The organism is Mesorhizobium sp. M0276 (assembly GCF_040321755.1).
Classification (GTDB): domain Bacteria; phylum Pseudomonadota; class Alphaproteobacteria; order Rhizobiales; family Rhizobiaceae; genus Mesorhizobium.
Map to the genome: position 1 here is coordinate 62,672 of NZ_JAMYSC010000004.1, position 12,557 is coordinate 75,228.

Here is a 12,557-nt window from a genome sequence, read left to right on the forward strand (position 1 = left end):
AGTCGCACAAGCGCTAGGCTGCGTGACCGAGTTTCGCAACGCGAAGGTAGCGATTCGGCGGATCGAAACAATCGAGCCGCCTGGCCATTGCGTTAGACATCGTGAAGCCAAATCGTGAGACAAAAAAAGAACAGATCTGGATATTTATTGTTTTTCAGATATTTGACCCCTCTTGCCAAACGAGAACAAAAAAGGTACAAATTGGGGCAGGGATTACGGATTGTCCGGCCTTCATTGACGACCAAGGGGTGATGTATCATGGCTCAGAATTCTTTGCGGCTGGTAGAGGACAAAGCGGTGGACAAATCAAAGGCTCTGGATGCGGCGCTGTCGCAAATCGAGCGGGCTTTCGGCAAGGGCTCGATCATGCGGCTAGGCGCGAACGAGCAGGTCGTCGAGATCGAAACGGTGCCGACCGGCTCGCTTGGCCTCGACATCGCACTTGGCGTCGGTGGCCTGCCGCGCGGCCGCATCGTCGAGATCTACGGGCCGGAAAGCTCGGGCAAGACGACGCTGGCCCTGCACACGGTGGCCGAAGCCCAGAAGAAGGGAGGCATCTGCGCCTTCGTCGATGCCGAACACGCGCTCGATCCGGTCTATGCCCGCAAACTTGGCGTCGATCTGGAAAACCTCCTGATCTCGCAGCCCGATACCGGTGAGCAGGCGCTGGAAATCTGCGACACGCTGGTGCGCTCTGGCGCCATCGACGTGCTGGTGGTCGATTCGGTCGCTGCGCTGACGCCACGCGCCGAAATCGAAGGCGAGATGGGTGATTCGCTGCCCGGCCTGCAGGCCCGCCTGATGAGCCAGGCGCTGCGCAAGTTGACCGCCTCGATCTCGCGTTCCAACACCATGGTCATCTTCATCAACCAGATCCGCATGAAGATTGGCGTCATGTTCGGTTCGCCCGAAACCACCACAGGCGGCAACGCGCTGAAATTCTACGCTTCGGTGCGTCTCGACATCCGCCGCATCGGCTCGGTCAAGGACCGCGACGAGGTCGTCGGCAACCAGACCCGCGTCAAGGTGGTCAAGAACAAGCTGGCGCCGCCCTTCAAGGTGGTCGAGTTCGACATCATGTATGGTGAAGGCGTGTCCAAGACCGGCGAACTGGTCGATCTCGGCGTCAAGGCCGGCGTGGTCGAGAAGTCGGGCGCCTGGTTCTCCTACAATTCGCAGCGTCTCGGCCAAGGCCGCGAGAACGCCAAGCTGTTCCTGCGCGACAACCCCGACACCGCGCGCGAGATCGAACTCGCGCTCAGGCAGAATGCCGGGCTGATCGCCGAGAAATTCCTTGAGAATGGCGGCTCCGAAGGTGGCGACGACGGTTTCGAGGAGGAATCCGGCGCGATGTGAGAGCCGAGCGCGATGGCCGGAGTTCGGCCATAATCTCGCTCTATTATCTCAGGCTTATGTAATCGAGTTCCGTGTTAATTGCGTTTTGAACCGCCGGCCTAGCGCCGGCGGTTTTTTTACGTCTTGGCAGGAAACGGGGCCTGGCTCGGACAGCCGGCAAAGGCCGTCGATTGGACCAATTCCGTGTTTCTGGACAGGGTGAAGCGCGGCGGCTAAAAGGCCAACTCTATCTCTGGAAACGCAGAGCCCATTTTCCGCCGGTTTGCCGGCGGCTCTCTCGAAAAGGCAGCATTCATGAGTGGCGTGAACGAAATCCGGTCGACATTTCTCGACTACTTCCGCAAGGAAGGTCACGAGATCGTCGCGTCGAGCCCACTGGTGCCGCGCAACGATCCGACGCTGATGTTCACCAACGCCGGCATGGTGCAGTTCAAGAACGTCTTCACCGGGTTGGAGAAGCGGCCCTATTCGCGCGCCTCGACCGCCCAGAAGAGCGTTCGCGCCGGCGGCAAGCATAACGACCTCGACAATGTCGGCTACACCGCGCGCCATCTGACCTTCTTCGAGATGCTCGGCAATTTCTCCTTTGGCGACTACTTCAAGGAGCGCGCCATCGAGCTAGCCTGGAACCTGATCACCAAGGAATTCGGCCTGGACAAGGACAAGCTGCTGGTCACCGTCTACCACACGGATGACGAGGCAGCCGGCTTCTGGAAGAAGATCGCCGGTTTTTCGGACGACCGCATCATCCGCATCGCGACCTCGGACAATTTCTGGGCGATGGGCGACACCGGACCTTGCGGGCCGTGCTCGGAGATATTCATCGACCGCGGTGAACACATCTGGGGCGGACCTCCCGGCAGCCCGGAAGAGGACGGCGACCGTTTCCTCGAATTCTGGAACCTGGTGTTCATGCAGTATGAACAGGTGACGAAGGAGGAGCGCATCGATCTGCCGCGTCCGTCGATCGACACCGGCATGGGCCTGGAGCGCATGGCGTCTGTCCTGCAAGGGGTGGAAAGCGTCTTCGAGACCGATCTGTTCCGTCATCTGATCGAGGCGGCGTCGTCAGCGCTTGGACAGGGTCCCGACAAGGAGACGGTCGCGTCCTTCCGCGTCATTGCCGATCACCTGCGCTCGTCCGCTTTCCTGGTGGCCGATGGCGTGCTGCCGTCGAACGAAGGCCGCGGCTATGTCCTGCGCCGCATCATGCGCCGCGCCATGCGTCATGCGCAGCTGCTCGGTGCCCGCGATCCGTTGATGTGGCGCCTGGTGCCGGCGCTGGTGCGCGAGATGGGCCAGGCCTATCCGGAACTTGTGCGCGGCGAACAGTTGATCACCGAGACGCTGAAGCTCGAGGAGACCAGGTTTCGCAAGACGCTGGTGCGCGGCCTCGGCTTGCTTTCGGAGGCGACGGAAACGCTACATGCCGGCGACATGCTGGACGGCGAGACGGCCTTCAAGCTCTACGACACCTACGGCTTCCCGCTCGACCTGACGCAGGACGCGCTGCGCCAGCGCAGCATCTCGGTCGATCTTGCCGGCTTCACCCATGCGATGGAGCAGCAGAAGGCCGAGGCGCGCAAGCATTGGGCTGGCTCCGGCGATGCGGCCACCGAGACCATCTGGTTTTCAGTACGCGAAAAGGCGGGCGCCACCGAGTTCCTTGGATATGAGACTGAAGCTGCCGAAGGCATCATCCAGGCGCTTGTCCGGGACGGCAAGACCGTCGACAGCGCCGGCAAGGGCGATGCGGTGGCGATCGTCGTCAACCAGACGCCGTTCTATGCAGAGTCCGGCGGCCAGATGGGCGACACCGGTATCATTTCAGGCGAAGGGTTCTCGATCGAGGTCTCCGATACGCAGAAGAAGGCCGATGGGCTGTTCGTCCATATCGGCAAGGTGGCCAGCGGCACGGTCAAGGCCGGCGCGGCGGTCGAGCTTAAGGTCGACCACAACAGGCGCTCCAGGCTGCGTGCGAACCATTCCGCGACGCATCTGATCCATGAGGCGCTGCGCGAGGTGCTGGGCAGCCATGTCGCGCAGAAGGGCTCGCTGGTGGCGCCGGAACGTCTTCGCTTCGACATCTCGCACAACAAGCCGATTTCACCGGAGGATCTCGAAGAGGTCGAGCGCATGGCCAACGAGATCGTGGTGCAGAACGGCCCGGTGAACACGCGCCTGATGTCGGTCGACGATGCCATCGCCGAAGGCGCCATGGCGCTGTTTGGCGAGAAGTATGGTGACGAAGTGCGCGTTGTTTCGATGGGCACCGGCGTGCATGGCGCCAAGGCCAACCGGCCCTATTCGGTCGAGCTCTGCGGCGGCACGCATGTCAGGGCGACCGGCGATATCGGTCTGGTGCGTGTCGTGTCGGACAGCGCGGTCGCCGCCGGCGTGCGCCGCATCGAGGCGTTGACGGGCGAGGCGGCGCGAAAACATCTCGATGAGCAGGACCGACGTCTGAAATCGGTCGCGGCGACGCTGAAGATTTCGCCGGCCGATGTGCCGGCACGTGTCGAGGCGCTGCTCGACGAGCGCAAGAAGCTCGAAAAGGAACTGACCGAAGCGCGCAAGAAGTTGGCGCTGGGCGGCGGTGCAGGGGCTGGTGCGCCAGCCGAGAACGAGACGGTGGCGGGTGTCGGCTTCCTCGGCAAGGCGGTCTCCGGTGTTTCGCCGAAGGATTTGAAGCCGCTGGCCGATGCCGGCAAGACCTCGCTCGGTTCGGGCGTCGTCGTCTTCGTAGGCGCCGGTGAGGACAACAAGGCGAGCGTTGTGGTCGCTGTCACCGACGATCTCGTCGGCCGTTTCAGCGCCGTCGATCTGGTGCGCGTGGCCTCCGCCGCATTGGGCGGGCAGGGCGGCGGCGGGCGGCCAGACATGGCCCAGGCCGGTGGTCCGGATGCATCCAGGGCCAATGATGCGATCGCCGCGGTAAAGGCTGCACTCGAAGCCGCCTGACTAACGGCCGTCACGGCGGGGAGCCCTATCTTTGCTGGGTAGTGCTGCCCCTCATCTGGCTGCCGCCATCTTCTCCCCGTGAACGGCAGGGCTATCGCATATGGAATTCCTGAGATGTCTGCCCGGCACGGACCCCCACCCCTAACCCCTCCCCACAAGGGGGAGGGAGACTTCCATTGGCGCTGACCCAGGAGAATCGCCTTCTTTTCGGCGCCAAGAAGAATTAAAGGCACGCGGCAGCGTTCCCTCCCCCTTGTGGGGAGGGTTAGGGTGGGGTTCTTCTTCGCAAGAATCCATATGCGATAGCCCTGCCGTGAAGGAGAGAAGGGCGCTTTCGCGGACGATTTCGCTAATTGCCAGTGTTGAAGGGTAGCCGCAGAGATCGCGGCCAGCCACTTTCTCCGTTTACGGGGAGAAATGCCCGGCAGGGCAATGAGGGGCGGCACCAGCGTCACATTGGCACGGCGAAACCGCAGATCACTCGGTCTTTTCGGTTCTGACAAAGCTTGGACGAACTGAAATCCGCTCCCACCAAGCCTGAATCTCGGGAAATTCAGCGAGCAGGCTTTGCCCTTCGGCGACCTTGACGAAATAGCCGATGATCGGCGCCGCATGGAGATCGGCCAGGGTCAGCTGGTCGCCCAGCAGCCACGGCCCTGGCAATATCAGCGAGGAAAGCGTCTGAAGCGCCTTGCTTGCCTGCGAAAGCCCGTTGGCGATCAGTGCTTCGTCAGGGGCTTCCTTCTCAAGCCGCTCGACGGCGACATCCCAGACCATGGATCTGTACGCATAAGCGTCGAGCATGCCGAGGATCTGGTTCATCGTTGCGCGGACGCGGAGTCCCGCCGGCTGAAGGCTCGGCCCGTCAAACGCCTCGTCGATATATTTGGCAATCGCGTTCGTCTCGAACAGCCGAAACCCATCATGCTCGAAAGCCGGGATGCGGCCGAACGGGTGGTGCCTGAAATACCAGGCGGGAATACCCTCGGCGGCAAAGACATCGACCGGCACAAGCTCGTAGTCGATGCCTTTTTCCGTGAGCACGAGGCGGACAATGCGCACATAGACGCTGTAATCCGCCCCGTAGACGATGGGCTTGCCCATGCTGGCCCTCCCGAACCTCGAGAGGTCAGGCCATCGCCTTCTGCAGGTTCTCGTCGATCTTGTCGAGGAAGCCGGTGGTCGAAAGCCAGGGCTGGTCGGGGCCGATCAGCAGCGACAGGTCCTTGGTCATGAAGCCGGATTCGACGGTCTGGATGCAGACCCGTTCCAGCGTCTCGGCAAAGCGCTTCAGCTCGGCATTGTCGTCGAGCTTGGCGCGATGGGCGAGGCCGCGCGTCCAGGCGAAGATCGAGGCGATCGAATTGGTCGAGGTTTCTTCGCCCTTCTGGTACTGGCGATAATGGCGTGTGACGGTGCCGTGCGCGGCTTCGGCTTCCACCGTGTTGCCGTCCGGCGTCATCAGCACCGAGGTCATCAGGCCGAGCGAGCCGAAACCCTGCGCCACCGTGTCGGACTGGACGTCGCCGTCATAGTTCTTGCAGGCCCAGACATAGCCGCCCGACCATTTCAGGCTGGAAGCCACCATGTCGTCGATCAGCCGGTGCTCGTACCATAGCTTCTTCGACTTGAACTCGGCCTCGAATTCAGCCTCGTAGACTTCCTGGAAAATGTCCTTGAAGCGGCCATCATAGGCCTTGAGGATGGTGTTCTTGGTCGACAGATAGACCGGATAGTTGCGCAGCAGGCCGTAGTTGAGCGAGGCGCGGGCGAATTCGCGGATCGACTCGTCGAGATTGTACATGGCCATGGCGACGCCGGCGCCGGGCGCGTCGTAGACATCGTGCTCGATCACCTTGCCATCCTCGCCGACGAACTTGATCGTCAGCTTGCCCTTGCCGGGAAAACGGAAATCGGTGGCGCGGTACTGGTCGCCGAAGGCATGACGGCCGACGATGATCGGCTTGGTCCAGCCGGGCACCAGCCGCGGCACGTTCTTCATGATGATCGGCTCGCGGAAGATGGTACCGCCGAGGATGTTGCGGATGGTGCCGTTCGGCGACTTCCACATCTTCTTCAGCTTGAATTCCTCGACGCGCTGCTCGTCGGGGGTGATGGTCGCGCACTTCACGCCGACGCCGTATTTCTTGATGGCGTTGGCCGAATCGATAGTCACCTGGTCGTTGGTCGCGTCGCGATGCTCGACGCCGAGGTCATAATATTCGAGGTTGAGGTCGAGATAAGGGTGGATCAGCTTGTCCTTGATGAACTGCCAGATGATGCGGGTCATCTCGTCGCCGTCGAGTTCGACGACCGGGTTCGCCACCTTGATCTTCGCCATGGAACGGGCCTCGTTTGAGCGGGTAGGGCGGCCAGTGCCGCAAGGGGAGAGGGATTCGCCCCCCTATAGCACTGGCTGTCGGATGTGCAAATACATCCCGTAGTGGTCGTCGTGACCAGCATCGTCAAGATCGACGGCGACGGGAACATGTGGCTCGAACCGACGTTTCCAGAAAACGGCATGAGGCTCACAGCATCCGGCGGACGCGCGTCAGAAAGCCCGGTGATGGTCGGGAGGCTTGCATATGCGCTGCGACTTGCGCAGCGAAGCCGGCGACACGACAATCTGCGGGTCGCCCCCTAAAGGCACGAATTTTCGTCAGTGCAGCTTTCGCCGAGGTCAAGTAGCGTCGCTCTAATCAGGCGATCTTTGAATGCTTGGCGAAATAATTGCGCACATGGTCTATGAGGTGCCTAACCCTTCTTGGAAATGGCGCACGCTCAAAAACAAAAAGTTTTTGATCAAAGTCATCGCTCGAATTGACGGGTTCGATGACTTTCAGCGAAAGCCTCGAAAGAGCCAAATGGCTTATCAAATCTCGTTCTGTTAGTTCGTTCACCCAACCTCGTGCGCGACGTGACGCAGGATCTTCAACGTTGCGGGGGACGCAGTAGGAAAGGATGACCATCCGAGCAGCGGCAGACACTTTTGTGAGCGCTTGAAGGGGGTCATGAAGATATTCGATAACCCCAAGAAGAACGATTGCATCCCAATCGCCAGGGGGAATTGGATCGTTCTCAAGGTTCAAAACAAGCGTTTGTTGGTCGAGCGGGCTAAGATCGGCCCCAGAATAATGACAACGATCCATGACCATCCGCCGAAAAGCGCCCGTTCCCGTTCCGATTTCAAGAATGCGGGCACCGTCAGGAATGAAGCGGGCAGTGATCTCTCCACGCATCGACCAATCTGCTTTGTAGCTGGATAGAGCCCCCCACCTCTCGCGATCCGGTGATCCGGTCTTTGCGAGCCGCCCCAGGCGTTCTGGGTCGTCCAAATATCTATAGGGGTTGCTGTCAAGGATCGGAGGCAAGGTTGACGACGGAGCAATGCCTTCAATGCGGGGAGGGGCGGCTGAGCCCCAGCGCTCGGCCATGGAAAAAAACTGATCGATGAGCGCCAGTTTCAGGGAGCCAATGTCAATGGTAGTTCCGCTCCAGTCCACCAAAGACACTTCATTCAGCTCGTGAATTCGGACCATCGCTGCAAGTGACGATAAACGTTCTCGATCAGACCGCCGGCCAAGCTCGTCATTCAGAGGGTAAAATACAACAACCGGTATACCCATAGCGATGGCGGGCAAGGCGCAATGAAGCAGGGTCGTAACTATTAGCTTTGCGTGCTTTCGGTATTTTTCGAGAAGCTCCTCTGCGCGCGCTTTGTTACGCAAAAAATCGTGCTCTCCAGAGTAGTGGCTGATAAATTCGTAATCGCCGAGAGATGAAGGGAGGTAGTCAAGTATTCTCTTGTCGCGTGAAACGACAAAAATTTTGTCTTGGTTCTCCGGATCATGTGTTCGACGCGTAAAAGTAAGGGTTAGACAATGACTCAGAAATGCGTCAAGCCCGTAGCTCTTAAGAAGCGCGAGCGTGTAGTTGTCCCGGCAACCGATCGGACCATGCTTGCTGTAATATTCAATGGCAGCGGGCGCGACAAGGCTAGGTGATTGAAAAAGGCGTATATGAAATCCAAGGTAGATCGGGTCGTATGATTGGTGCGGAGGCCACTCTGCCGGATTTGTTTTGAACCAACCGTTCAGCAGAATGCCTACGCGCTCATTGGGAGGTGCAGGTGGGGGATGAGCGATGCCGTTGTCCCGATCGACAAGAAAGGAGGGTTCGAATCCCGCTCGGCGCATCAACGCCTCTCCGGCAAGTATCTGGATATGGTCACCAAGATTTTCGGTCGCAACGCTCAGAATGCCAAATTTCCGGTTGGCTTGATTTCCTGATGGCACCGGCAAATCCAGCACCGCCGAAGGTTCTCCATTTACACCCAAAAGGCGCCCAACGAGCGTGGTGCCGCCAAGCCTGTCCGCTTCAACTCGGTGGGTCAGTTTAAAAACGGGCGCCGTCCAGTCGACCTCATCTTTGTGAAGGTCGTATTCCTTGTACATACCTACGTTCTGAACCGAATGGGGGCCGTCGGCACTAATACGTGGGGTTTTCTGCCAAAGCCGATTTGCATCCGGATCAGTGGCGCAAAGTTCACCAAATAGATGATGAAGCCAGAAGTAATCGCGTGTGCTTCGCCGGCCGCGCCAGTAGGCAATTGTGCGTGCTACCCATTTATCCAGCAGTGCACTTCCGACATGGGCCGCTAGAAACCAACTCGCCAGTTCGCGATCCTCGGCTGGCTTCGAAAAGGCAAAGAATCCGCTGCTGGTGGCCAACGGCAGCCAGTCATCTAAAGGCATATGGCAGTAAGTCGTCGCGTCGACCCAAACGCCGCCATATTCGTGGAGCAACAACAAACGTAAAATGTCGGAAAGCGATGCCGCTGTGATTGTTTGGCTTGATAGGTCGACATGTTTTCCAAGATTGACGTAGCGCTCAATGGAGCCGGCGTCGAGGCAGCGAAAATCCCATTGGGGGTTCTTGGTCTCCCAACTCGCGATACATTTTCGAACAACTTCCGGCGCTTGATCTCGTCCCTGAAACCAGCACGTCCAGATTGTCTTTTGCAAAACGGCCATCACTAAAAAACTGACGAAGTCCGCGAATGATTCGGTTCGCGGACTTCTCATTCATCGCCAACACCTAAGCCTAGGCGTCTTATGCGAGGTTCGGCGTTTGCAGGCAAGCGCCACGCTCGGATGAATTTACGCTACTTGAACGGTGTCGTGGTCGTAAATGCACCGCCGCCTGTCACAACACTGCTCGGCCCGAAAGACGTTGCAGTCGCCGTATTGAGCAGACTCACCGCTGTTGGGCTGCCGGTTAGAGAGCTTCTGGCGATGGCAAGTATGTTGCCGGCTCCGTCCGCCTGCACCGCAAAATTCGCGTTTCCATCGATCAGAGTGTCGACGATAGCGACCGCATTTCCAACGCCGGTTCCCTTCACGTTCACGCCGCCGTTGTTCATATTTATCGTAGAGTTTTGGATAAAGACCCTCGCTCCCGCTGTGCTACTGATGGAATTGACACCATTTTGCGTGAAGCGTCGGATGTCGCATCGAATGATGTAGACAGCCTGCCCGCTGAGGATGTTCACGCCATTAAGACCTGTCCCGAGGCCTTCAATGTCGAGCCCCTCTAACACCACTTTGCCGGTGGCTCCAGCATTGACAATAATCGCGTTGGTCCCTGAGACGAGTACGCCTGCCTCGATATGATCGGATCGAATCGTGATGGACTTTGTAATCGTCACGGCGCCAAAACCGCCTGGATCGAGTACGTTGATTTCGCCGCTCGTCGCCGTCTTGGAAATCGCGCCGGCAAAGGTCTTGCAAGGCGCCGTTCTGCTGCAAGGATTGGCGTCGTCACCAACACCGGAAACCCACGTCCGTGTCGCCTGCGCGGAAGCTGGCGCGATCAGGAAAACTGACGCCACAAGCAACACAGCGAGTGAAAGGAAAAACCGTACCACTTTCATTTGCCCCTCCTAGATTATGGCCAACGCCCTCGTCGGCCGCTGAAACCCGTGTCGAAATGCTGGGGCGCAGATAAAATGACGGGAGTATGCAAGGCGCACTCCGCCTTCCAAATACCATTCGTCGATACACATTGAACCCCAAGCGGGTCGGATATTATATTGTCCTAATCTAATTTTCCAGTGACGCGCTGCGTCATCGTAAACAAATATGCACCCTGATCGTAGATGATTTCTAAGAATGCAAAACATCGTCGATGCCGGCAGCGAGCATGAGACGGTACATCTGTCGGCGATTTGGAATGCGGGTTTGGTGGGACAAGGCAGTAAAAAAGATCGGATTTATTCCGTTATAAACACTGAGGAGCCAGTCTCGTCATTTTTTCATACGCCGTGCGACGACTGGCTTGCCCAGCCACGTGTGGCGACTTTCGCGAGCCCGACGGTCGCGTGCATCAAGAGTGCGACCACCGGATTTCTTAACGCAACCAAGGGAAGCGGCAGGTACGCGCTACGGTTATTTCTCAGTCGGGGCGGCCGACCGCTCTTCAAAAAGCCGTATCGATATGGCAGGACGCGGAGACTTCGTAGCGCAATCATCTGGAACACATGGCAGGAACGGACTTTCAGCGCGGCCTCGTGACCACCGGCCCGGCGATCATCCTCGTCGAGCCGCAGCTCGGCGAGAACATCGGCATGGTCGCGCGCGCCATGGCCAATTTCGGCTTGGTCGAGCTGCGACTGGTCAACCCGCGTGACGGTTGGCCGAGCGAGAAAGCACGCGCGGCGGCCAGCCGCGCCGATCATGTCATAGACGCAGTCACCGTCTTCGACGATCTGGCCTCGACGCTCGCCGATTTGAACTTCGTTTTCGCCACCACGGCCAGGCAGCGCGACGGCTTCAAACCCGTGCGGGGCCCGGTGGAAGCGGGCAGGATGCTTCGGGCCCGTCACGCAATGGGGCAGCGCACCGGCATCCTGTTCGGACGCGAGCGCTTCGGCCTCTACAATGACGAGGTTGGCCTAGCCGACGAGATCGTCACTTTTCCGGTCGATCCCGATTTCTCCTCGCTCAACATCGCCCAGGCCGCGCTGCTGATGTCCTACGAATGGATGAAGTCCGGGTTGGAAGACGAGACCAGGACCAATTTTTCCGGCCCGGATATGAAGCCGGCAAGCAAGGAAGAACTGCACGGCCTGTTCGCCTATCTCGAAGGTGCCTTGGAAGCGCGCGGCTATTTCCGGCCGGCCCCGAAGAAGCCGAAGATGGTCGACAATCTGCGCGCTGTACTGACACGCCCCGGATTTGCCGAACCGGAGCTCAAGGTGCTGCGCGGCATCATCTCGTCGCTCGACCGATTTTCGCCGGCGATGCCGCGCGGCGATGGTTCCCCGGGCGACGATCCAAGGCGGTTGCCCGCGGCCGCCGCGCGCGCCCGCAAAGCGGAAGGCAATCGCCTTGCCGACACCGGCAAGGACGACGACGTACCGCCATTCGGCGGAAAGGGCACCGACAATGACTGAGCGGCCGATCCTGATGTTCGATTCGGGCATCGGCGGGCTCACCGTGCTGCGCGAGGCGCGCGTGCTGATGCCCGATCGCCGCTTTGTGTATATCGCCGATGACGCCGCGTTCCCCTATGGCGCCTGGGAGGAACCGGCCCTCAACGCCCATATCCTTGGCCTGTTCGGCGCGCTGCTGGAAAAATTTCGGCCCGAGATTTCGGTCATCCCCTGCAACACCGCGTCGACGCTGGTGATCGATGCGCTGCGCGCGAAATTCCCGGGCCATCCCTTTGTCGGCACGGTGCCGGCGATCAAGCCGGCGGCGGAGCGCACGCGCTCCGGGCTGGTCTCGGTGCTGGCGACGCCCGGCACGGTCAAGCGTCAATACACGCGCGACCTGATCGGCAAATGGGCGCAGAAATGCCATGTGCGGCTCGTCGGCTCGGACCGGCTCGCCCCGCTGGCCGAGATTTACATGCGCGAGGGGTTCGTCGACGAGGAGATCGTGCGTCAGGAGATCGCACCATGCTTTGTCGAGAAGGACGGCGCCCGCACCGACATCGTCGTGCTCGGCTGCACGCACTATCCGTTCCTGGCCAACCGCATGCGCAAGACCGCACCCTGGCCGGTCGACTGGATCGACCCGGCCGAAGCGATCGCCCGCCGCGCCATGTCGCTGCTTGCACCGGTCGACGGACCGCTGCCGGTGGGTGAGCCCGACATTGCAGTCTTCACCTCCGGCAAGGTGGACTTCGCTACCAGCCGGCTCATGCAGGGCTTTGGCCTGACGGTCGCCTGATATCCG

General features: G+C 59.8%; 9 protein-coding genes. 5 read left to right on the forward strand and 4 right to left on the reverse strand.

Features of this window, described 5'->3' with window-relative positions:
* Positions 1-258: 258 nt before the first annotated feature.
* Positions 259-1,356 (forward strand): recombinase RecA, encoded by a 1,098-nt coding sequence (recA, locus tag NKJ01_RS04945; protein ID WP_057145834.1) that lies wholly within the window; start codon positions 259-261, stop codon positions 1,354-1,356.
* 294 nt (positions 1,357-1,650) lie between these two features.
* Positions 1,651-4,317, forward strand: coding sequence for an alanine--tRNA ligase (gene alaS / locus NKJ01_RS04950; protein ID WP_352726571.1), 2,667 nt, complete (start codon positions 1,651-1,653; stop codon positions 4,315-4,317).
* Between the two features lie 477 nt (positions 4,318-4,794).
* Here alaS and NKJ01_RS04955 read toward each other — a convergent pair whose 3' ends face one another.
* From NKJ01_RS04955 to NKJ01_RS04970, 4 genes are all read right to left on the reverse strand, one after another.
* Positions 4,795-5,421, reverse strand: a complete 627-nt coding sequence (locus tag NKJ01_RS04955) for a glutathione S-transferase family protein (RefSeq protein WP_352726572.1) — start codon at positions 5,419-5,421, stop codon at positions 4,795-4,797.
* A gap of 25 nt (positions 5,422-5,446) precedes the next feature.
* Entirely contained in the window at positions 5,447-6,658 is a 1,212-nt protein-coding gene (locus NKJ01_RS04960) for an NADP-dependent isocitrate dehydrogenase (protein ID WP_352726574.1), read from the reverse strand.
* Between the two features lie 358 nt (positions 6,659-7,016).
* Complete coding sequence (locus tag NKJ01_RS04965) at positions 7,017-9,401, reverse strand: capsular polysaccharide synthesis protein (protein ID WP_352726575.1); 2,385 nt, start codon at positions 9,399-9,401, stop codon at positions 7,017-7,019.
* Positions 9,402-9,481: 80 nt separating this feature from the next.
* Positions 9,482-10,249: a right-handed parallel beta-helix repeat-containing protein gene (locus tag NKJ01_RS04970; RefSeq protein WP_352726577.1), complete on the reverse strand. Its 768-nt coding sequence runs from the start codon at positions 10,247-10,249 to the stop codon at positions 9,482-9,484.
* Positions 10,250-10,487: 238 nt separating this feature from the next.
* Here NKJ01_RS04970 and NKJ01_RS04975 point away from each other — a divergent pair, with 238 nt between their 5' ends.
* From NKJ01_RS04975 to murI, 3 genes are read left to right on the forward strand one after another with little or no spacing between them, the layout of a single operon-like run.
* A complete protein-coding gene (locus tag NKJ01_RS04975) occupies positions 10,488-10,889 on the forward strand; it encodes a hypothetical protein (protein WP_352726579.1) in 402 nt (133 codons plus the stop codon).
* Positions 10,856-11,770 (forward strand): RNA methyltransferase, encoded by a 915-nt coding sequence (locus tag NKJ01_RS04980; RefSeq protein ID WP_352726581.1) that lies wholly within the window; start codon positions 10,856-10,858, stop codon positions 11,768-11,770. Before NKJ01_RS04975 ends, NKJ01_RS04980 begins: the two co-directional genes overlap by 34 nt.
* Entirely contained in the window at positions 11,763-12,551 is a 789-nt protein-coding gene (gene murI / locus NKJ01_RS04985) for a glutamate racemase (RefSeq protein ID WP_352602689.1), read from the forward strand. Before NKJ01_RS04980 ends, murI begins: the two co-directional genes overlap by 8 nt.
* Positions 12,552-12,557: the final 6 nt, after the last annotated feature.